This window comes from Paracidovorax valerianellae (assembly GCF_900102625.1).
In the GTDB taxonomy this organism is placed as follows: Bacteria; Pseudomonadota; Gammaproteobacteria; order Burkholderiales; family Burkholderiaceae_C; genus Paracidovorax; species Paracidovorax valerianellae.
Map to the genome: position 1 here is coordinate 154,752 of NZ_FMZC01000004.1, position 20,318 is coordinate 175,069.

Genomic DNA, 20,318 nt, shown 5'->3' on the forward strand with positions numbered 1-20,318 from the left:
CCGCCATGAGCATCTACCTGCTACAGGTCATCAACGGGATCGGCATCGGCATGCTGTATTTCCTGCTGGCCGTCGGCCTGTCCATCGTGTTCGGCCTGCTGCGCTTCGTGAACTTCGCGCACGGGGCCTTCTACCTGCTGGGCGCCTACTTCTGCTACCAGATGACGCGCTGGGGCCTGAGCTTCTGGCTGGCGCTGGCCGTGGTGCCGATCGCCGTCGGCGCCCTGGGCTGGCTGACCGAAAAACTGGTGCTGCGCCATGTGTACGCCAAGCCGCACGAGTTCCACATTCTCGTCACCGTGGGGCTGGCGCTGGCCGTCCAGGAACTGGTGATCCTGCAGTGGGGCCCGCTGGGCGATAGCGTGGCGGTGCCCGACCTGCTGCAGGGCGTGGTGATGTGGGGCAGCTTCGTCTATCCCAAGTACCGCCTGTTCGTCATCGGCTTCACGGCCGTGCTGGCCGTGGGCCTCTGGTATGTGCTGGAAGGCACGCGCCTGGGCAGCGCGGTGCGCGCCGGCAGCGAATCGACCGAAATGGTGTCGCTGCTGGGCATCAACGTGTTCCGCATCTTCAGCCTGGTGTTCGCCCTGGGCGCGGCCACGGCGGCCATTGCGGGCGTGCTGGCGGCGCCCATTCGCGGGGCCGAGCCTTTCATGGGCATCGAAGCGCTGGGTGTGGCCTTCGTGGTCGTGGTGGTGGGCGGCATGGGCAGCTTCGGCGGTGCGCTGGTGGGCGGCCTGTTGATCGGCATCGTGCAGAGCGTGATGAGCACCGTGTGGCCCGAAGGGGCGCGTCTGATGATCTATATCGCCATGGCGGCCGTGCTGCTGTTGCGCCCGCATGGCCTGCTGGGCCGCAAAGGATGAACCCCGCCATGACGATCTTGCGCAAACATTTCCACCTGCTGCTGGCCCTGGCCTTCGTGCTGGCGATGCCGCTCACCATGCAGTCCGGCTCACTGGCCAGCGAGGTGCTGATCTACGGCCTCGCGGCCATGGGCTGCAATCTGCTGCTCGGCCACACGGGGCTGCTGTCCTTCGGGCAGGGCATTTTCTTCGGGCTGGGCAGCTACACCATCGCCCTCACGCTCACGCGGTGGCCGCTGCCCATGCCGCTTGCACTGGCCCTGGCCGTGGTGGTGGGCGCGCTGGGCGCGGCGCTGGTGGGCTGGGTGGCCATCCGCCAGCGGGGAACGTATTTCGTGATGCTGACCCTCGCGTTCGCGCAGATGTTCTATTTCCTGGCGTATTCGATGCCGAGCATCACGGGCGGGGACAACGGCCTGATGGACATTCCGCGGCCTTCTCTGGCGGTGGGCGGGTTCACGCTGTGGCCGCTGGTGTCGCCCTGGCAGTACTACGGGTTCGTGGCGGTGGTCTTCCTGGCCGCTTTCTGGCTGCTGCAGAAGGTATCGGCCTCGATCTTCGGGCGCACCTTGCTGGCCGTGCGCGACAACGAAGAGCGTGCGGGCGCCATCGGCTACAACCTGCGGCTGCTCAAGCTGCAGGCATTCGTCATCTCGGGCGCGGTCACGGGCCTGGCGGGCGCGCTGCACGCCATGATGACCGGCATCGCTCCGCTGGCCAATGCCGAATACCACACGAGCGAGATGATCCTCGTGATGACGGTGATCGGCGGCACCGGCAACCTGCTGGCCTCGCTTCTGGGGTCGGCCTTCTACCTCATCGTGGGCGATTGGCTCTCCACCCTGTGGCCGCGCTGGCTGCTGCTGCTGGGCGTGGTGTTGATGGCCGTGAGCCTGGGAATGCAGCGCGGCCTGTGGGGCCTGCTCGAATCCGCCTGGGACCGCGTGCGCGGTCTGAAAAAGGGTGGCGCGGACGCCACCACCGGCACGGGAGAAAAAGCATGAGCGCAGCAGCACCCATCCTGCTGGAAGCCATCGGCGTGGAAAAGCGCTACGACAAGTTCGCCGCGTTGGCGGGCGTGGACCTGAAAGTGCGTGCGAACACGGTGCACTCGGTGATCGGCCCCAACGGTGCGGGCAAGACCACCCTCTTTCACATGCTGACCGGCACCAAGGCCGTGAGCGGCGGGCGCATCGTGTTCGATGGCCACGACGTGACCCGCGAGCCCGATCACCGCCGCGTTCAGCGCGGCATGGCCCGCTCGTTCCAGGTGACGAGCCTGTTCCTCACCTTGCCGGTGCGCGAGAACCTGCGCCTGGCTGCGCAGGGCACCGCGCCCGCGCATGCCCTGAACTGCTGGAGCGCCCCGGTGGGCGCCCGCTCCCGCGCCGACGTGGTGGCCAGCGTGCTGGCGCGGCTGGGGCTGGAGCGCCATGCCGACACCCCGGTCGGCAATCTCTCGCACGGCCAGCAGCGCCGGCTGGAGGTGGGCATGGCGCTGGCCGCCGGGCCGAAGGCGATCTTCCTGGACGAGCCGACCTCGGGCATGGGAATCGACGATCTGGACGACATGAAGCGGCTGATCCAGGGCCTGAAGGACGAGCACACCGTGGTTCTCATCGAGCACAACATGAACATCGTGATGGACATCTCCGACACCGTGACCGTGATGCAGCAGGGCCGCGTGCTGGCCGAAGGTCACCCGCACGCGATCCGCAGCGACGAGCGGGTGCGCAGCGCCTACCTGGGCAACATGATCACCGGGGGCAAGGCATGACGATCCTGCAGATCGAAGGGCTGCATGCCCACTACGGCAAGAGCCATGTGCTCCAGGGCGTGAACCTGCACGTGAACGATGGCGAACTGGTGACGCTGCTGGGGCGCAACGGCGCGGGCAAGACCACCACGCTCAAGAGCATTTGCGGCGTGGTGCCGCCCACCCAGGGGCGCATCCGCTTCGCCGGCGAAGACGTGCAGGGCCTGGCCGCGCACCGCATCGCGCAGCGTGGCGTGTGCCTGGTGCCCGAGCACCGCGGCATCTTCCGGCTGCTCACGGTGGAAGAGAACCTGCTGCTGGGCCAGCGCAAGCAATCGCCCTGGCAACTGGCGGACATCTACCGCATCTTTCCGCGCTTGAAAGAGCGGCGCAGCAACGGCGGCGGGCAACTGTCGGGCGGTGAGCAGCAGATGCTGGCCATCGGGCGCGCGCTGATGAACGCGCCGCGCCTGCTCATGCTGGACGAGCCCGTGGAAGGGCTGGCACCCGTCATCGTCGAAGAGATCGTGGCCCAGCTGCAGGCCATCAAGGCTGCGGGCGTGGCCATCTTGCTGGTGGAGCAGAACCTGGAGGTTTGCACCCAACTGGCCGATCGCCACTACATCATCGAACAAGGCGTGATCGTGCACGAGGCCGGCAACGCCGCCTTCCTGGCCGACGACGCCACCAAGGACCGTTACCTGGGCGTGGGCCTGGCCTGACGCGCTGACCCACCGCACTTCATCGCCCCGGCAGGCCAGCGGCGTTGCGCGGGCTCGCCATTTTCTTTTTCAGGACGTTCCGACCATGGACATGACGACTTCCCCTTCGGCCCTGCTGCCCCGTGTGAACGGTGCACGCCTGTGGCAATCGCTGATGGACCTGGCCCGCATCGGCGCCACGCCCAAGGGCGGCGTGTGCCGCTTGGCCCTTACCCTGCTCGACCGCGAAGGCCGCGACCTGTTCGTGCGCTGGGCGCGTGAGGCGGGCTGCAGCGTGCGCATCGACGCCATCGGCAACATCTTTGCGCGCCGCGCGGGCCGCGACGACACCCTGCCGCCGGTGATGACCGGCAGCCATATCGACACGCAGCCGACGGGTGGCAAGTTCGACGGCAACTACGGGGTATTGGCGGGCCTGGAAGTGGTGCGCAGCCTGAACGATGCCGGCATCGCCACCGAGGCCCCCATCGAAGTGGCGGTATGGACCAACGAAGAGGGCTCGCGCTTCGTGCCGGTGATGATGGGCTCGGGCGTGTTCGCCAACGCGTTCACGCTGGAGCACGCCCTGGCCCAGCGCGATGCGCAAGGCATCAGCGTGGCCGAGGCGCTTGCCGCCATCGGCTATGCCGGTACCGCGGGCCCGTCGCCCGCCGTGGGCGCGTATTTCGAAGCGCACATCGAGCAGGGCCCGGTGTTGGAGGCCAACGACTGCGTGATCGGCGTGGTGCAAGGGGCGTTGGGCCAGCGCTGGTACGACGTGACAGTACAGGGCATGGAAGCCCATGCAGGTCCAACACCCATGGAACTGCGCCGCGATGCCTTGCTGGCCGCGAGCGCGCTGGTGGCGGAGGTCAACCGCATCGCCATGGACCACGCGCCGCATGCGCGTGGCACCGTGGGCGTGCTGGAGGTGTTCCCCAGTTCGCGCAACGTGATCCCCGGCAGCGTGCGCATGACGGTGGACCTGCGCGCGGCCGACGACGCGGTGCTGCTGAAAATGGACGCGGCGCTGCGCACTGCCTGCGAACGCATCGGTGCCGCGAGCCGGACCCCGATGACTGTGGAGCAGGTGGTGTACTTCCCGCCGCAGCCATTCGCGCCAGCCCTGGTCGAGGGCGTGCGCGCCGATGCAAGGGCGCTGGGCTACACCGCCATGGACGTGGTGAGCGGCGCGGGGCACGATGCCGTGTACCTCGCGCGCCTGGCGCCCACGGCCATGGTCTTCGTGCCCTGTGCCGACGGCATCAGCCACAACGAGATCGAAGACGCCCGGCCCGAGCATCTGGAGGCTGGCTGCAATGTGCTGCTGCAGGGCATGCTGCGCAGCGCGGGGGTGGCCGCATGAAGATCCTGATCGCACGGCTCAACCACGAGACCAACACCTTTTCGCCCGTGTCCACGCCGCTGGAGGCGTTTTCCCCGGCCTACGGCGAACAGGCGCTGCGCGAGAACCTGGGCATGCGCACCGCCATGGCGGCGTTCATCGACCTGGCCCAGGGCTTGGGGGCCACGCTGGTCACGCCGGTCTCGGCCATGTCCAACCCCAGCGGCCCGGTGCACGCTGCAGCCTACGATGAACTCACCCGCTGCATCGTGGAGGCCGCCCCGGGCTGCGATGCCATCCTGCTGGACCTGCATGGCGCCATGGTCGCCGAGAACAGCCCCGACGGCGAAGGCGACCTGCTGGAGCGCGTGCGCGCTGCCGCGCCGGGCGTGCCCATCGGCGTGGCGCTGGACCTGCACGGCAACATCACGCCCAAGATGATCGCCAACGCCGACGTGATGGTGGGCTTCAAGACCTACCCGCACATCGACATGTACGAAACCGGCGAACACGCCGGGCGCCTGTTGCTGGAGATGGTGCGCGGCACCGCGCGCTACGCCGTTCGCTGGCACCCGCTGCCGATGATGGGCCACACGCTGCGCAGCACCACGCTGCAAGGCGCCATGCTGCGTGCGGTGGATGCGGCCCGCGCTGCCGAGTCCGAGGGTGTGCCGGCCGCCTCGGTGTTCGCCGGCTTTTCGCTGGCCGATATCGAGGCGCCCTGCATGAGCGTGGTGGTTACGGCCCGGGCCGACGACCCCGCACCGGCCCAGGCGGCGGCCGACCGCATTGCCGCCGCCATCTGGAGCGAGCGGGCGGAGTTCGTGTACGACAGCGAGCCGCTGGACCAGTCATTGCGCCGCGCCATGGCTCTGGCGGAGGGCGCCAGCCGCCCCGTGCTGCTGCTGGACCACAGCGACAATTGCATGTCCGGCGGTACGTGCGATTCGATGGACGTGCTGCAGGCCGCCCTCTCGGCGGGGCTCTCGGACATCGCCGTCGGCCCGCTGTGCGACCCGGAGGCGGTCGCCGAACTGGCTGCGGCTGGCGTGGGCGCCCGGCTCTCGGTCCGGCTGGGCAACAAGGTGCCGCTCACGCAGCTCAACGTGACCAAGGTGCCCGTGGCGCTGGAAGGCACGGTCGTGGCCGTCAGCGATGGCGAATACACCGTCACCGGGCCCATTTACACCGGCCATCGTTGCGCCATGGGCCGCACCGTGCTGTTCGACACCGGCCGCGCGCAGATCGTGGTGACGGAGAAGACGCACGAGCCCTGGGACCTGGGGGTGTTCTCGTGCGTGGGGCTGGACCCCACGGCACACCGCTTCGTGCTGCTCAAGTCGCGCATGTACTGCCGCCCCGTGTTCGTGCCGCTGTCGCACGCCCTGGTCGAGTGCGACAGCCCGACGGGTGTGACGAGTTCGAACTACGCGCTGTTCCCGTTCAAGAATGTGCGGCGGCCGGTGTTTCCGCTCGATCCGGTCTGATGGGCGGTGATGGGGGCGGGCCTGGCTTGAAAGCGCGCCGGGGGCTGGCGAGCCGCAACGCCGTGGTGCGCATCGGCTGGGCGGCCCCGGCCCCACGACCTCGGGTGCGGCTTTTCATGGGCAACTGCTACAGTCGTTCGCGCATCTGCGCCGCCTTCTTTTCGATGACATCTTCTCCCTCGGACTCCCGCCCCGCCGGTGCGCACTGGCTGGTGCGGATGAACCGCCGCAATCGAACGTTTTTCTACGGACTGCTGTTCCTGGCGTTCGCAGCCCACCTGCGGGCCATCGAGGCCAGTACGGGTGCCTGGGTGCTGCTGGCACTGCAGTTTCTGGTCTATCCCCAATGCGTTTACTGGCGAGCCCGCCGGGCCAAAAACCAGCGCCAGGCAGAGATGCAGAACCTGTTGGTGGATGCCATCCTCGGCGGTTTGTGGGCCGCAGGGCTGGGCTTGCCGATCTGGGTCACCTTCACGCTTTTCAGCAGCAACTGCATTAACCTGGTCGTGTTCTATGGCTACGGGGGATTGTTGCGGCTGCTGTGCGCCATGGGCAGCGGCGTGGCCGCCGGCCTGGCGCTGGGCATGCCGCTGCATCCGGAAACCGACTTGCTCACGACCTTGCTATGCATCGTGGTGCTGACGTTCTATTTCGTCGCATTCGCGCACGACGGCTATGCCCGCGCGATGGAGCAACACCGCAACCATGGCCGCCTGCGCGAGCAGTTCGATGAGATCCGCACGCTGCAGGGCCAGCTCAAGGAGCAGGCGGTGCGCGACCCGCTGACGGGGCTTTTCAACCGCCGCCACCTCGATGCCGTGCTCGGCCCCTGCCTGCAGCGTTGCCGGGACTCCGTCCAACCCCTGTCGCTGTTGATGATCGACATCGACCACTTCAAGCACATCAACGACGCCCACGGACACGCGGCCGGCGATGCGGTCCTGCAGACGCTGGCCCAACTGCTGCTGCGCCACGTGCGCCCGCAGGACGTTGCCTGCCGGCATGGCGGCGAAGAGTTTCTGCTCGTGCTGCCCGAAGCTCCCGCCACCGTCGCTCTGGAGCGCGCGGAAGCGGTGCGCGCCGCGTTCGAAGCCCTGCAGGTGCGCTGCGGCGACCGCCTGGTCTCTGCGACCCTGTCGTGCGGTGTGGCGGTGTTTCCGGAAGATGCGGACACGGAAGCCTCGTTGCTCGAATCCGCCGACCGGGCTTTGTATGCGGCCAAAGTGCAGGGGCGCAATCGGGCCGTGGCATTCTCGTCCGCCTGACGGTGATGAATCGGGAAGGGGACGCCGGTTTGCCGTTTTTCAGCCCCTTTTCGGTCACGGGTGTTTCGCCCGCATTAAGCACAATTGCGTACCAGGGTTTATACGGCGGGCTGACTACAATCGCACACCCTAAGAACCTAGAACCGCCCCGAAGCGCCCTGGTGGCGCGGCCTGGCACTTTTTCCCCAGAGCTGGAGACCTTGATGTCCGAGACCCCACCGGTGAACCCGACGCCCGACAAACGTGCCTTGCTGCGGCGTGCCGCCCTCGAGTACCACGAGTTTCCCAAGCCGGGCAAGATCGCGATCGCGGCCACCAAGCAGATGGTCAACCAGCATGACCTCGCCCTGGCGTATTCGCCCGGTGTGGCCGCACCCTGCGAAGAGATCGTCAAGGACCCGAACGCCGCCTTCAAATACACCAGCCGCGGCAATCTGGTGGGCGTGGTCACCAACGGCACCGCCGTGCTGGGCCTGGGCGACATCGGGCCGCTGGCCGGCAAGCCGGTCATGGAAGGCAAGGCCGTTCTGTTCAAGAAGTTCTCGGGCATCGATGTATTCGACATCGAAATCAACGAGAAAGACCCCGAAAAGCTGGTCGAGATCATCGCCTCGCTGGAGCCCACCTTCGGCGGCATCAACCTGGAAGACATCAAGGCACCCGACTGCTTCTACGTGGAGCGCAAGCTGCGCGAGCGCATGAAAATTCCGGTTTTCCACGACGACCAGCACGGCACGGCCATCGTCGTGGGGGCGGCGATCCTCAACGGCATCAAGGTGGTGGGCAAGGATCTGCAGAAGATCAAGCTCGTGACCTCAGGCGCCGGCGCCGCGGCCCTGGCCTGCCTGGGCCTCTTGGTTAAGCTGGGCATTCCGCGCGAGAACATCTGGGTGACCGACCTCGCTGGCGTGGTCTATGAAGGCCGTACCGAACTGATGGACGAAGACAAGTCGCAGTTCGCACAGCCCACCGCGCACCGCACCCTCGGCGAAGTGATCCAGGACGCCGACGTGTTCCTGGGCCTGTCGGCCGGCGGCGTGCTCAAGCAGGACATGGTGCGCAAGATGGCGGCCAAGCCGCTCATCCTGGCACTGGCCAACCCGAACCCCGAAATTTCGCCGGAAGACGTGAAAGCCGTGCGCGACGACGCGATCATCGCGACCGGCCGCACGGACTATCCCAACCAGGTCAACAACGTCCTGTGCTTCCCTTATATCTTCCGCGGCGCGCTCGACAGCGGCGCGACCACCATCACGATGGAGATGGAGATCGCCGCCGTCCATGCCATCGCCGAGCTGGCCCAGGCCGAGCAGAGCGAAGTGGTGGCTGCCGCCTATGTGGGCGAGCAACTCGCTTTCGGCCCTGAATACCTCATTCCCAAGCCGTTCGATCCGCGGCTGATGATGAAGATCGCTCCTGCGGTCGCCCAGGCGGCGGCTGACAGCGGCGTGGCATTGCGCCCCATCACCGACATGGACGCGTACCGCGACCACCTGCAGACCTTCGTGTATGCCTCCGGCACGACGATGAAGCCCATCTTCACGGCAGCCAAGGCAGCCGCGAAGAAGCGCGTGGCCTATGCCGAAGGCGAAGAAGAGCGTGTGCTGCGTGCCGCGCAGATCGTGGTCGACGAGAAGATCGCGCGGCCCACGCTCATCGGCCGTCCTTCCATCATTGCGCAGCGCATCGAAAAATTCGGCCTGCGCCTGAAGGAAGGGGTGGACTACGACGTGGTGAACGTCGAGAACGATCACCGCTACCGCGACTTCTGGCAGACCTACCACCGCATGACCGAGCGCAAGGGCATCACGGTGCCGATCGCCAAGATCGAGATGCGCCGCCGGTTGGCGCTCATCGGCTCCATGCTGCTGCACAAGGGCGAGGTCGATGGCCTCATCGTCGGCACCTGGGGCCATACGGCCCTGCACCTGAACTACATCGACCAGGTGATCGGCAAGCGCGCGGGCGTCAACACCTACGCCTGCATGAACGGCCTGCTGCTGCCCGACCGCCAGGTGTTCCTGGTGGACACGCATGTCAACTACGACCCGACGGCCGAGCAGTTGGCCGAGATCACCGTCATGGCGGCCGAAGAGATGATGCGCTTCGGCATCAAGCCCAAGGCCGCCCTGTTGTCGCACTCCAACTTCGGCAGCAGCAACCAGCCGAGCGCGGTCAAGATGCGCCAGACCCTCGATCTGCTGCGCATCCAGGCGCCCTGGCTCGAAGTGGACGGCGAAATGCACGGTGACGTGGCACTGGACGCCGCCCAGCGTGCTGCGGTCATGCCCCACAGCACGCTCGCGGGCAGCGCCAACCTGCTGGTCCTGCCGAACATCGACGCCGCCAACATTTCTTACAACCTGCTCAAGACGGCTGCCGGCGGCGGCATCGCCATCGGGCCCGTCCTGTTGGGTGCGGCGGAGCCGGTGCACATCCTGACGGCCAGCGCCACCGTGCGCCGGATCGTCAATATGACTGCATTGACGGTCGCCGACGCAAACGCCTCGCGCTAGAGCTTTCATGCCATAGCGAGCGCTAACTTTTAGACGCGTTTGACCTTGCAAGCGCCTGCCCATTTATTGGGCAGGCGCTTGCTTTTTGGGGGCGATTAAGTCAAACTAACGGCTCGAAATTTCGGGTAAACCCGTAGTTTCTGAAAGGTGTAGTTGATGCTGAAGGCTATCGCCATCCAGGCGTACAAGACAGGTCTTGCGTGCGTTTTGGGTGCCGCGTTCGTTCTGGTCCCGACCACGGGACAGGCCCGAAAACCCCCGTCTTCCGACGGAGTGACCACCATCGCATTGGCCGAGTTGCCGCCGCAAGGGCGGGCGACTTACGGACTCATCCGCGAAGGTGGCCCCTTTCCTTACGACAAGGATGGTTCGGTGTTCGGTAATCGCGAGCGGATTCTGCCCCTTGAAAAACGGGGCTATTACCGTGAGTACACCGTCAGAACGCCGGGTGCGAAGAACCGTGGTGCCCGGCGCATCGTGTGCGGCGGAGTGCCCCGCGTGCCAGATGCCTGCTACTACACCGGCGACCACTACGCGAGCTTTCGAAAAATTGTTGAATGACGCCGGACGCCAAAAGCGCTCGCCGGCATTGCCGCGATCGGTTGCCCGCCTGTCGGCCCTTTGCCTTTGTGGCAGGCCGCTGGACCGAACTTCCGGATATTCCTCATTGGTGACTACATAAAGAAAGAGCAGCGGAGATGGAAATGCCACTTCGTAACGATCAGGAAAACCCATTGCGTGGCGTGCGCCCCAACATCGTGCAGTCTATTCGCGCTTTTCGCGTGCAAGACCTGCAAGAGTCGGCCAAGGCGCTCGGCCAACACTTCCTGTACGCCAACCTTGCACACGCACAAACCAAGCAGGACGTGCTGGACCTGATCGCAGGCCAGTTCATGTTCCCGGCGCACTTCGGAAAAAATTTCGATGCGCTGTACGACTGCATGACGGACCCATTGCATAAATCGGGCCCGCAACCGGGCTTCATCGTGGTGCTGGAGCAGATCCCGACCACGGTGAAGTTCGACAAGGAAGCACGCGAGCAACTGCTCGACATCTTCCGGGAAGCGGCGGACTACTGGAGCGATCGAAAGATACCGTTCCGGTGTTTCTATTCTTTTCTGTAGCCCGTTCTGCATCCACCAGCCAGGCAGAACGGGCGAACGAGGCTAATGAAACCGCCGCCGCGCAGCCCATCGAAATCGCCGTGGACCCTTCCGCGGAAAAAATGCCGACCGACAAGCTCGTTGACGTATCGCCCCTGGCGCTGCGCATGAGCAGCCCGTTCAACGCGGGTTATTGGCTCGCAGCCGCCTGATCCCAGGCGACTGCACGTTGCAGGCAGCGGGCTGGCCCGCGCTGCAACGCATGAATTCCTTCGAGGACATGGCTTTGCCCATGTCCTCTGCTGGATTGCCGCGTCAGGTGGTCCAGTGCAGCCAGCGGGCTTTCCCCCGCTGACCCGCTCCGCCTGCGCTCAGGCAGGCTGCAGCGACTGTGCCAGGGCCACGTATTCGTGCACCGGCACTTCCTCGGCGCGGCGCTGGGTGTCGAAGGTGCCTGGAAAGGCACGCTCCTCCAGCCATCGGCCCAGCGTGTGCCGCAGCAGCTTGCGGCGCTGGCTGAAGGCCACCTGCACCAGTTCCGACAGCAGTACCGGCGACAGCTCGGGCGGGGTGGCATGGGGCACCATGCGCACGACGGCGCTGTCCACGCGCGGTGGCGGATCGAAGCTCTCTGGCGGCACGAACAGCACGTCTTCCATCGCGTAGCGCCACTGCAGCATGACCGACAGCCGCCCGTAGTCGCCCGTGGAGGGACTGGCCACCATGCGGTCGATCACTTCCTTTTGCAGCATGAAGTGCTGGTCTTCGATGACGTGCACCTGCTCCAGCAGATGGAACAGGATGGGCGTGGAGATGTTGTAGGGCAGGTTGCCGACCACGCGCACCTTGGTCACGCCGAGCGTCTGGGCGACCTGCGCGAAGTCCACTCTCATCACATCGGATTCGATGACGTCCAGCTGGCCGTGCAGGCGCAGGCGGGCCGCCAGGTCGCGGTCCAGCTCGATCACGGTGAGGCGTCCCAGCCGCTCGACCAGCGGCTGAGTGAGCGCCGCCAGGCCTGGCCCGATCTCGACCATGGGCTGGCCAGGTTCGGGACCGATGGCCTGCACGATGGCATCGATGATCCCGTGGTCCGACAGGAAATGCTGGCCGAAGCGCTTGCGCGGGATGTGCTTCATGGCGCTGCGGGGCGAAGGCCGACAGGAGAGCGGTTCGTCATTGCGGGGGATCGCGGTATTCCACGTAGGCACGCGCCCGCGCTTCCTGCGCCCAGGTGGTGTACGCCTCGTCCAGCTTCTTCTCGCGCACCACGTCGCGCACCATGTCGCGTTGCTCGCGCTGGGTGAGCTTGGCTTCGCGGCGCTCCAGCAGCTGGATCAGGTGCACGCCGAAGCGCGACACCACGGGTTCGCTGATCTCGCCGGGCTTGAGCGCATTGAGCGCTTCCTCGAACTCGGGCACGTAGCGGCCGGGGCTGGCCCAGCCCAGGTCGCCGCCCTGCTTGGAGCTGCCGTCCTGCGAACTCTCTTTGGCCAGCGTGGCGAAGTCGGCCTGACCCGCCAGGATGCGGCGGCGGTAGTCGGCCAGCCGTGCCGCCGCGGCGGTTTCGGACAGCTGGGGGGTAGCGCGCAGCAGAATGTGGCGCGCATGGGTCTGCACCGCCACGGTGGGCGCTGCGGCATTGGTTTTCTCCACCACCTTCAGCACGTGGAACCCGGCGGGCGAGCGCACGGGGCCGACGATGCCGCCCACGGGCGTCTGCTGGGTCGAACGCACGAACAGTTCGGGGTAGCGGTCGGCCGGACGCAGGCCCAGCAATCCGCCGGTGGCGGCTTCGGCAGCGTCGGAGAAGTCGCGCGCCACTTGTCCGAAATCGTCGCCGGCCCGTACTTTGTCCGCGGCCTGCTGCGCGCGAAGGCGGCGCTGCTCCACGACCTCGGGGCTGGCGTTCTCAGGCACCAGCACAAGGATGTGGCCCAGGTTCAGCTCCACCTTCGCTGGATCGGATGCCGACTTCTGCTCCTGCAGGTATTGGTCGACTTCAAGGTCGCTCACGCGCACCCGGGCTTCGACGTCGCGCTCGCGCAGGCGCTGCACCAGCAACTGGTTGCGCAGTTCTTCGCGGAAGCGGTCTTTGCTGATGCCGTCGATGGCGAGTCGGCGGTGCATTTCTTCCAGGTTCACGTTGTTCTGGCGGGCCACGGTCTGTTCGGCCTGGGAGACGGCGATGTCGTCCACCTTGATGCCGCTCTCGTTGGCCATCTGCACCTGGATCTTCTCGTTGATCACGCGCTCGAGCACTTCGCGCGCCACCACGTCCCGTGACGGGCGCTCGCCGCCTTGCGCGGCCAACTGCTGCTCGACACGGGCTACGCGGGCCTGCACCTCGTTGTTGGTGATGGGCGCGGTGTTGACCACGGCCACGATGTAGTCGGCCTGGCGGATGCCGCTGCGTTCCCCGCCAGCGCGGGGTTCGGGCACGGTGACGGGCGAGATCGCGCGCGAGGACAGGCCGGTGCCGCTGGCGGCGCCCGAAGCGCGCAGTCCTTGCGCGGAGGCGCCTGCGGGCGCGAGGGAGGCCAGGGTGGCCAGGCACACCAGGCCCAGGGTGAAAGCGCGATGGTTCATGTGATGGCAGGTGTCGGGTTAGTCGTAATTGGTGAAGCGGCTGGGCGTACTGGTCTGCTCGCGCAGGTACTGGTAGCGCGGAATGTTCTGCTTCAGGCTGGTGAGGGGGTTGGAGCCGAGCGACAGGCGGGAGAAGCCCACGAACTCGATCTGGAACAGCAGGCGCGTGTTGGCCGTGGTCACGCTGCTTTGCAGGCGCTCCAGCACCACGCGGCCGATCCAGCAGCAGCTGTCGTACTCGAAGCCCACCACGGTATCGACCAGCTTGCGGTCCTGCATGCTGTAGTTAAGGCGGCCCACGGTGTACCAGCGGCCGGCGCCCTGTCCGCGGCCCGGGCCGAGGTCCTGGCCCTTGTCGCCCCACAGGTCGTTGATGGGCCATTGCCAGCCCACGTCGATCTGCTCGCTGGTCCCGCGCTGCAGGCGGTAGGCCGCGCTGATGACGCGGTAGCTGCTGGGGTTGTAGCGCGCACCCACGGTGGAGCGGATGGAGCGGCCCGTCTTCGGGTTGTATTGCACGGTGGAGTCGAAGCCCCACTGCTGCGTCCAGTTGAGGCCGGCGCCCAGCAGCACGTCCGACAGCCGCTCGCTGACGGTGGATTCGCCCGGCAGCACGACCTTCTGGTCGGAAAACCGCACCCGCTGCGCGATGCCGAAGCGGGCGGCCTCGGCGCCGTTGTCCGGGTCCAGCAGCCGCGTCGTCACGCCCAGGGTGAGCAGGTTGTTGTCGGCCAGGCGGTCGTTGCCGCCGTAGCCGTTCTCGGTGTAGATGGTGGCGAAATTGAAGTCGTTCGCTGCGGTGTCGTACACCGGCAGCAGGCTCTGGTCGCGGTAGGGCGTGTACGTGTAGAAGGCGCGCGGCTCCAGCGTCTGCAGGAAGTTGCGGCCGAAGTAGCGCGCATCGCGCTCGAACACCAGGCCGCTGTCCAGGCTGAACGTGGGCAGCGTGCGCTGCGCGCTGCGCTGGCCGTTGGCCAGCGGGCTGTCGAACTGGTATTGCGTGGCGTGCAGTTGCACGCGCGGTGTGATGAATCCGGCCGGCGCGAGGAACGGCCGGCTGATCTGCGCCATGGCGTAGCTGCGCTTGGCATTGGGCTGGCCGGTGAGGCTGCGGTCCGCGTGAAAGCTCGTGTAGTCGGCCTCGACGCTGGCGTCGAAGCCATTAGGCAGCGTCGTGGGGTTGTAGCCCCAGCGCAGTTGCGGCATGCGGTCGTAAGGCGGGACGATGGGCGCGTTAACGTCCTGCAGCGTCTGCCATTTCAAGGTGCGCAGGCTGAGCGACATGTCGTCCTTGCCCCAGGACAGCGTGGCGTCGCCGGGCAGCAGCCGCTGGGTGAGCTGGTTGATGCCGGTGACGTTGCGCGTGAAGTCGCGCCAGTAGTTGTCGTCGCTGACCCGGCTTACGTCCATGTTGAGGTTCAGGCCGCCCACGGGGGTGTCGAACGTGCCGCTGTGCTTGAGGCCGTAGCCCCAGCGGTCGCGGTCGCGCAGCTTGTCGCCGGGCATGTAGTCGCCGCGCAGTTCGCCGCGGTAGGTGGGCTCCAGGTAGCGGAATTCGCCGCCCAGGTTCACGCCGCGCTTGGACATGACGGTGGGCGTGATGGTGGCGTCGCGGTTGGGCGCGATGTTCCAGTAATAGGGCTGGGCGTATTCCACGCCGCTCACGTTGTCGATGCCCACGGTGGGCGGCAGCAGGCCCGACTTGCGGCGGTCGGACAGCGGGAACGTGATGTGCGGAATCGGCAGGATCGGCAGGCCCTTGAACTCCAGCACCGCGCCGTCGGCCGTTCCCACCTGCTCTTCGTTGTCGATGCGGATCGACTTGGCGCGCAGCACCCAGTCAGGCTGCCAAGTGCTCTCGTCGTTCTTCTGGCAGGTGGTGTAGGTGGCGTTGTGCACCACCGAGCGGTCGCGGTCGATGAAGTCCACGCGGCTGGCCTCGCCGTGGGCGCCGTTCATCAAAAAGCGGTAGTTCGCCGCATCGAAATAGCCCGAAAACGCGTCCACCCGCAGCTCCAGCTCGGAGCCTTCGTACACGTTGCCCGCGCGGTTGATGCGCACCTGGCCGCGCGCCTTGGCGAGGTCGTCGGGCACGCCGTATTCGAGGCGGTCGGCATGGATGATGGTGTCGCCGCGGCGCAGTTCGGCATTGCCTTCGACGATGGCGTTGATGTCCGGCTGGCCGCTGACGCTGTCGCCCTTCACGAAGATCGGCAGTTGCGGGCGCACGGCTTCGGGAATCTTTTCCTGCAGCAGCGGGCTTGCGCGCAGCGCGGGCGCCACCTCGGGCGTGGCGGGGGCGCCGGGCTCGGCCTCGGACTGGGCGAGCACTGCCAGCGGTGCCCCGCAGAGCATCCAGGCGATGAGCCGGGCGATCGCCCGTCGCTCGAAAGCCGGGGCCGAAAGACGGCTGGCCGCAGCGCGGCGGCGGGCGGGCAGAAGGGGGGGCGTCGGTCGGAACGGATCGGGCAAGGAAGGGATGTCCATGGAATCAGCCGGTCGGCGGCGCGGAGCAGGCACCGCAGGCCACCCGGTCCGGGCAGGCCGGGTTTGTAAAATCGGATTATCCATGAGCCACCCTCCTTCCCCCATCCCGGGCGTTCCGGCCCCGGCCGGCGCTGCCGCTTCCGCCTTTTCCGCCGTCGCCTGGCCCGACGCTTCCCGCCGCATCGCGTTCGAGGCGTGGCTGGCCCCGCTGGCGGCAACGCACGGGTTGGTCCCCGCCAGCCTGCGCCCCGCCTCGGCGGACGCGAGCTTTCGCCGCTACCTGCGCCTCGACGCCGCCGACGGCACGACCCGCATCGTGATGGACGCCCCGCCCGACAAGGAAGACTGCCGCCCCTTCGTGCATGTGCAGCGCCTGATGGCCGACGCGGGCCTGAACGTGCCGGAGGTGCTGGCCTGGGATGAACCCCACGGCTTCATGCTGTTGTCCGACCTGGGCACGCAGACCGCCATCGAGCGGCTCGATCCCGCCGCCCCCGAGGCCGCGCACGCCTGGTACACCGAGGCCACCGACGTGCTGCTGCAGTGGCAGCAGGCCTCGCGCCCCGGCGTGCTGCCGGCCTACGACGAGCCGATGCTGCGCCGCGAACTGGCGCTTTTCCCCGACTGGTACCTGGCCCGCCACCGCGGCGTGGCGCTGACCGACGCGCAGCAGAGCGTGCTTGCCAAGACGTTCGATGTGCTGGTAGCCAACAACCTGGAAGCCCCCAGCGTGTTCGTGCACCGCGACTTCATGATGCGCAACCTGATGGCCCCTCCCGCGGGCGGGCCGCTGGGCGTGCTCGATTTCCAGGACGCCGTGTACGGGCCCATCACCTACGACATCGCCAGCCTGCTGCGCGACGCGTTCATCAGCTGGGATGAGGATTTCGTCATCGACATTACCGTGCGTTACTGGGAAAAAGCGCGAAAGTCGGGATTGGTCGGCGCGGCGAGTGCCAGCGGCTGGGGCGCGGACTTCGGCGAGTTCTACCGCGCCGTCGAATGGATGGGCCTGCAGCGGCACCTGAAGGTGGCCGGCATCTTCGCGCGGATCACGCTGCGCGACGGCAAGCCCAAGTACTTGGCCGACACGCCGCGCTTCATTGGCTACGTCCGCGGAACGGCAAGCCGCTACCGCGAACTCAAGCCCTTGCTGCGCCTGGTGGACGAGATCGAGGGCACGCAGGAAGCCACCGGCTTCGCCTTCGGTAGAGTTTGAGTCAAAACCGCTTCCGCCGCAGTATTCACTAAGGCGAGTAGCTATAAAAATAGTAGCAAATGCCCCGTTTTCATTGCCCCTTGCCGCTGGCGGGCGGCGCCGTGCTGGCGCTGCCGCCTTCGGCCGCGCGCCACGTGCAGGTGTTGCGCCTGCAGCCCGGCGACGCGATCACGCTGTTCGACGGGCGCGGGGGCGAATACGCCGCCACCATCACCCGCATGGGCCGCTCCGACGTGGACGTGGAGGTCGGCGCGCACGACCCGGTGGAGCGCGAGGCCGTGCGTGCCGTGCACCTGGTGGTGGGCATGCCCGCCAACGAGCGCATGGACTGGCTGGTCGAAAAGGCCGCCGAACTGGGCGCGGCCAGCATCCAGCCGGTGGCCGCCGCGCGCAGCGTGCTGAAGCTGTCGGGCGAGCGCGCGCAAAAGCGGCAGGCCCATTGGCAGGCGATCGCCGTCGCGGCCTGCGAGCAGTGCGGGCGCAACCGGGTGCCCGAAGTGCATGCCCCGCTGGCATTGGCCGACTGGCTGCGCGCGCAGGCGGCGCTGGCCGGTGCTGCGGGCGGCGATGGCGATGTCGGCGTGCGCCTGTTGCTCTCGCTGCGCGACGGCTCCCGCCCGCTGCGCGAAGCCGCCGGCGCTGCCCGCCGCGTGCAGGTGCTGCACGGCCCCGAAGGCGGACTTACTGCGCAGGAGGAAGACCTGGCGCTGGCCCACGGCTTTGCGCCGGCCAGCCTGGGCGCGCGCGTGCTGCGGGCCGAAACCGCTTCGGTCGCCGCGCTGGCGCAACTGGCCTTCGAATGACGACGGAACACTGAACAGGACGGCATGGAGAGCACTGTGTTGGCGGCCGAAGCGCCGTGGCCCCAAGGGGCGGAGAACGAGGGCGGGCTGTTCGACTTTTTCCGGGATGCCGATGCGGCCGGCGACTCGGCCCTGCTGTGGCGCATTGCGCGCGAACAGGCGGTCACCCAGGCGCTGAGCGGGCTCTTTCACGGCCCGGCGGCGCTGGTGCAGTTGCGGCTGTGGGCCTTCTTGCAGCTGGCGCGCCAGGGCGACGCCACGCTCACGCGCGAGCGCATCGATGAAATCTTCCATGCCCTGCGCCCCGAGGCGCTGGACACCGTGCTCAAGCGCTTTCGCGACGTGGGCCTGCTCGCCTGGGACGACAGCGCCCGCACCTATGCGCTGCCGCCGCTCGCGCAGCGCGTGGCCGGCCTGCTGGCCCCGTTGGCCAGCGATGGCGGCGGGGACGAGGACGGCGGCGAACTGGCCGCGCTGCTCGGCCAGGTGGTGGGTGCCAACCAGTTGGGCGCGCTCGATGCCGGCCAGGTGCAACTGCTGCAGGCGCAGCTCACGCGGCTGCACGGCGAGTTCGCCGATGCCATCGCCAGCGGCTCGGAGTTCCGCCTGCGGGCCGCGCGCCAGCGCTACGACCGCGCGGCCGTGCTGATCGACCGCGCGTCCGAGGCCATCACCGCCATCATCGGCCACGCGCACGGCCACATCGCGCTGGAGCGCGCCGCGCGTGGCCTCGGACAGGCCCAGTCGCGGCTGCTGGCCATGGCCAGCCAGTTCAACCGCGCGCTGCAGCAGGTGGACCGCCAGCGGGTGACGCTGGGCACCACCGGCATCACCAGCACCGATGTGAAGCGCTGGCTGCAGACTGTGCGCTCGCCCCATGCGCTGCTGGATGGCGCGCTGGGCACGCCGGCCGGGCTGTCGGCCCTGGCGCCGCACGAACTGCTGGACGTGACCGAGGCCGAGTTCGAACGCGACCGCCCCGTGGCCGGCCCCGCCGAAGACCTGCCCGGTGCGCAGCCCGCGCCTGCCGGCAACCTGACCGCCGTGGCGCTGCCGCACGAGCTGGGCGACCTGTCGGCCCTGCTGCAGGCCTGGTCGCTGGAGCCCGGCGATGCCATGCCCCATGGCGTGGCTGCCGCGCTGCTGGGCGCCACGCCCGCCGATGCGCGCTATGCCCAGGTGGCCTACAAGGCGCAGCTGCTGCCCCTGTTGGGCGACCCGCAGGCCGGCGTGCTGCCCGGCGCCACGGGCGCGCTGGCGCGCCTGCCCTGGCGCGTGCAGTGGGAAGCCGCGACCGAGGCCATCGACCACCCGCAGGTGGAGCTGCTGAGCCAGGGCCGCATGGTGCCTGCCGATGCCATCGTTGCCGCCGTTCCAGACCCGTCGCCCGCCCCCGGCCCCAACCCCATCCCGGCCTCCGGCCCCGACACCCTTTGAAGATCCCGATGGACGATGCCGCCCTGCTGATTGCCGAACTCCTCACGCGCCGCTGGCTGCCGCGCAGCCACCCGCGCGTCAAGCGCGCGCTGGTCGATGCCGAACTCTTCGCCCTGGTCGAGCAGCGCCTGGCCCAGGTGGGCCTGCGCTTCATGGACAGCATCTATGCCGACCACGTGAGCGTGGCGCTGCTGCCGCCCGCGCAGACCGCCGTGCTGGGCGAGGCCGGGGTCAACGCCAACAACAACCTCGACCTGCCGCGCGACGCGCAGGCGCTGCTGGTGGTGCTGTGGGCGCTGATCGTCTTACCGAAGCGCGAGCGCCAGACCAGCCGCGTGGAGCAGGCCGACGAAGGCCAGAACGACATGTTCCCCGGCGCCAAGCCGCTGCCCTCCGCCCGGCTCGTGAGCCCCGTGCTGTCGTACAAGACCCTGCTGGAGGACTACGGCAACCAGCTCGGCAAGAAGATGCGGCTCGATGCCAACCTCAAGCTGCTGGAGCGCCACGGCTTCATCCTGCGCCGCCAGGACGAGATCGCCGAAGGCCCGCTGCTGGACGTGCTGCTGGATTACGACGTGATGGCCCCGCGCATCCTCGACGGCGCGCTGGCCGACGTGCTGGCGCGCGAGCGCAGCGAGGCCGAGGCGGCCGCCGCGATGGCCGCCACCGCCTCTGCTGCCACGACCGGCATGACGACCCCTGTGGAACCCACCCCGGCGCCCGCCGCCTGACCGACGACGAACC

General features: G+C 67.7%; 17 protein-coding genes. 14 read left to right on the top strand and 3 right to left on the bottom strand.

Annotated elements, in window-relative coordinates:
- Window positions 1-5 precede the first annotated feature (5 nt).
- From BLT03_RS08505 to BLT03_RS08550, 10 genes are all read left to right on the top strand, one after another.
- The gene (locus tag BLT03_RS08505; protein ID WP_092742412.1) at window positions 6-866 is read left to right on the top strand and encodes a branched-chain amino acid ABC transporter permease; all 861 of its coding nucleotides are present in this window, start codon (window positions 6-8) and stop codon (window positions 864-866) included.
- Window positions 867-874: 8 nt separating this feature from the next.
- A complete protein-coding gene (locus BLT03_RS08510; protein WP_092743029.1) occupies window positions 875-1,870 on the top strand; it encodes a branched-chain amino acid ABC transporter permease in 996 nt (331 codons plus the stop codon).
- Window positions 1,867-2,643, top strand: coding sequence for an ABC transporter ATP-binding protein (locus BLT03_RS08515; protein WP_092742413.1), 777 nt, complete (start codon window positions 1,867-1,869; stop codon window positions 2,641-2,643). Before BLT03_RS08510 ends, BLT03_RS08515 begins: the two co-directional genes overlap by 4 nt.
- On the top strand, window positions 2,640-3,344 hold the full coding sequence (locus BLT03_RS08520; RefSeq protein ID WP_092742414.1) for an ABC transporter ATP-binding protein: 705 nt from the start codon (window positions 2,640-2,642) through the stop codon (window positions 3,342-3,344). Before BLT03_RS08515 ends, BLT03_RS08520 begins: the two co-directional genes overlap by 4 nt.
- 85 nt (window positions 3,345-3,429) lie before the next feature.
- Window positions 3,430-4,689, top strand: coding sequence for a Zn-dependent hydrolase (locus BLT03_RS08525; RefSeq protein WP_092742415.1), 1,260 nt, complete (start codon window positions 3,430-3,432; stop codon window positions 4,687-4,689).
- Window positions 4,686-6,155 carry a M81 family metallopeptidase gene (locus BLT03_RS08530; protein ID WP_092742416.1) on the top strand — a complete coding sequence of 490 codons (1,470 nt, stop codon included), beginning with the start codon at window positions 4,686-4,688 and terminating at the stop codon, window positions 6,153-6,155. The genes BLT03_RS08525 and BLT03_RS08530 overlap by 4 nt, the downstream gene beginning before the upstream one ends.
- Window positions 6,156-6,319: 164 nt before the next feature.
- Complete coding sequence (locus tag BLT03_RS08535; RefSeq protein WP_245711290.1) at window positions 6,320-7,420, top strand: sensor domain-containing diguanylate cyclase; 1,101 nt, start codon at window positions 6,320-6,322, stop codon at window positions 7,418-7,420.
- 203 nt (window positions 7,421-7,623) lie between these two features.
- Window positions 7,624-9,936 (top strand): NADP-dependent malic enzyme, encoded by a 2,313-nt coding sequence (locus BLT03_RS08540; protein WP_092742417.1) that lies wholly within the window; start codon window positions 7,624-7,626, stop codon window positions 9,934-9,936.
- Window positions 9,937-10,092: 156 nt separating this feature from the next.
- Window positions 10,093-10,497 (top strand): guanyl-specific ribonuclease, encoded by a 405-nt coding sequence (locus tag BLT03_RS08545; protein WP_092742418.1) that lies wholly within the window; start codon window positions 10,093-10,095, stop codon window positions 10,495-10,497.
- A gap of 137 nt (window positions 10,498-10,634) precedes the next feature.
- Window positions 10,635-11,060 (top strand): barstar family protein, encoded by a 426-nt coding sequence (locus BLT03_RS08550; RefSeq protein WP_092742419.1) that lies wholly within the window; start codon window positions 10,635-10,637, stop codon window positions 11,058-11,060.
- Between the two features lie 350 nt (window positions 11,061-11,410).
- Here the strand turns inward: BLT03_RS08550 and rsmA are convergent, their stop codons facing one another.
- Genes rsmA through BLT03_RS08565 form a run of 3 tightly spaced genes read right to left on the bottom strand, consistent with a single transcriptional unit; the run spans window position 11,411 to window position 16,115 of the window.
- Window positions 11,411-12,178: a 16S rRNA (adenine(1518)-N(6)/adenine(1519)-N(6))-dimethyltransferase RsmA gene (gene rsmA, locus BLT03_RS08555; protein ID WP_092742420.1), complete on the bottom strand. Its 768-nt coding sequence runs from the start codon at window positions 12,176-12,178 to the stop codon at window positions 11,411-11,413.
- Between the two features lie 37 nt (window positions 12,179-12,215).
- A complete protein-coding gene (locus BLT03_RS08560) occupies window positions 12,216-13,628 on the bottom strand; it encodes a peptidylprolyl isomerase (protein WP_092742421.1) in 1,413 nt (470 codons plus the stop codon).
- 18 nt (window positions 13,629-13,646) lie between these two features.
- Window positions 13,647-16,115 carry an LPS-assembly protein LptD gene (locus tag BLT03_RS08565; RefSeq protein ID WP_092742422.1) on the bottom strand — a complete coding sequence of 823 codons (2,469 nt, stop codon included), beginning with the start codon at window positions 16,113-16,115 and terminating at the stop codon, window positions 13,647-13,649.
- Between the two features lie 82 nt (window positions 16,116-16,197).
- Between BLT03_RS08565 and BLT03_RS08570 the strand changes: the two genes are divergently transcribed.
- Genes BLT03_RS08570 through BLT03_RS08585 form a run of 4 tightly spaced genes read left to right on the top strand, consistent with a single transcriptional unit; the run spans window position 16,198 to window position 20,305 of the window.
- Window positions 16,198-17,334 (top strand): aminoglycoside phosphotransferase family protein, encoded by a 1,137-nt coding sequence (locus tag BLT03_RS08570; protein ID WP_092742423.1) that lies wholly within the window; start codon window positions 16,198-16,200, stop codon window positions 17,332-17,334.
- Between the two features lie 59 nt (window positions 17,335-17,393).
- Window positions 17,394-18,137, top strand: coding sequence for a 16S rRNA (uracil(1498)-N(3))-methyltransferase (locus BLT03_RS08575; RefSeq protein WP_092742424.1), 744 nt, complete (start codon window positions 17,394-17,396; stop codon window positions 18,135-18,137).
- Window positions 18,138-18,161: 24 nt separating this feature from the next.
- Window positions 18,162-19,574 carry a hypothetical protein gene (locus BLT03_RS08580; RefSeq protein ID WP_245711291.1) on the top strand — a complete coding sequence of 471 codons (1,413 nt, stop codon included), beginning with the start codon at window positions 18,162-18,164 and terminating at the stop codon, window positions 19,572-19,574.
- Between the two features lie 8 nt (window positions 19,575-19,582).
- Window positions 19,583-20,305 carry a hypothetical protein gene (locus BLT03_RS08585; RefSeq protein ID WP_092742426.1) on the top strand — a complete coding sequence of 241 codons (723 nt, stop codon included), beginning with the start codon at window positions 19,583-19,585 and terminating at the stop codon, window positions 20,303-20,305.
- Window positions 20,306-20,318 lie beyond the last annotated feature (13 nt).

Excerpts from the sequence above, each read along its gene's own strand:
- BLT03_RS08505 (WP_092742412.1), top strand. The coding sequence starts at position 6 with ATGAGCATCTACCTGCTACAGGTCATCAACGGGATCGGCATCGGCATG.
- BLT03_RS08510 (WP_092743029.1), top strand. The coding sequence starts at position 875 with ATGACGATCTTGCGCAAACATTTCCACCTGCTGCTGGCCCTGGCCTTC.
- BLT03_RS08515 (WP_092742413.1), top strand. The coding sequence starts at position 1,867 with ATGAGCGCAGCAGCACCCATCCTGCTGGAAGCCATCGGCGTGGAAAAG.
- BLT03_RS08520 (WP_092742414.1), top strand. The coding sequence starts at position 2,640 with ATGACGATCCTGCAGATCGAAGGGCTGCATGCCCACTACGGCAAGAGC.
- BLT03_RS08525 (WP_092742415.1), top strand. The coding sequence starts at position 3,430 with ATGGACATGACGACTTCCCCTTCGGCCCTGCTGCCCCGTGTGAACGGT.
- BLT03_RS08530 (WP_092742416.1), top strand. The coding sequence starts at position 4,686 with ATGAAGATCCTGATCGCACGGCTCAACCACGAGACCAACACCTTTTCG.
- BLT03_RS08535 (WP_245711290.1), top strand. The coding sequence starts at position 6,320 with ATGACATCTTCTCCCTCGGACTCCCGCCCCGCCGGTGCGCACTGGCTG.
- BLT03_RS08540 (WP_092742417.1), top strand. The coding sequence starts at position 7,624 with ATGTCCGAGACCCCACCGGTGAACCCGACGCCCGACAAACGTGCCTTG.
- BLT03_RS08545 (WP_092742418.1), top strand. The coding sequence starts at position 10,093 with ATGCTGAAGGCTATCGCCATCCAGGCGTACAAGACAGGTCTTGCGTGC.
- BLT03_RS08550 (WP_092742419.1), top strand. The coding sequence starts at position 10,635 with ATGGAAATGCCACTTCGTAACGATCAGGAAAACCCATTGCGTGGCGTG.
- rsmA (WP_092742420.1), bottom strand. The coding sequence starts at position 12,178 with ATGAAGCACATCCCGCGCAAGCGCTTCGGCCAGCATTTCCTGTCGGAC.
- BLT03_RS08560 (WP_092742421.1), bottom strand. The coding sequence starts at position 13,628 with ATGAACCATCGCGCTTTCACCCTGGGCCTGGTGTGCCTGGCCACCCTG.
- BLT03_RS08565 (WP_092742422.1), bottom strand. The coding sequence starts at position 16,115 with ATGGACATCCCTTCCTTGCCCGATCCGTTCCGACCGACGCCCCCCCTT.
- BLT03_RS08570 (WP_092742423.1), top strand. The coding sequence starts at position 16,198 with ATGAGCCACCCTCCTTCCCCCATCCCGGGCGTTCCGGCCCCGGCCGGC.
- BLT03_RS08575 (WP_092742424.1), top strand. The coding sequence starts at position 17,394 with ATGCCCCGTTTTCATTGCCCCTTGCCGCTGGCGGGCGGCGCCGTGCTG.
- BLT03_RS08580 (WP_245711291.1), top strand. The coding sequence starts at position 18,162 with ATGGAGAGCACTGTGTTGGCGGCCGAAGCGCCGTGGCCCCAAGGGGCG.
- BLT03_RS08585 (WP_092742426.1), top strand. The coding sequence starts at position 19,583 with ATGGACGATGCCGCCCTGCTGATTGCCGAACTCCTCACGCGCCGCTGG.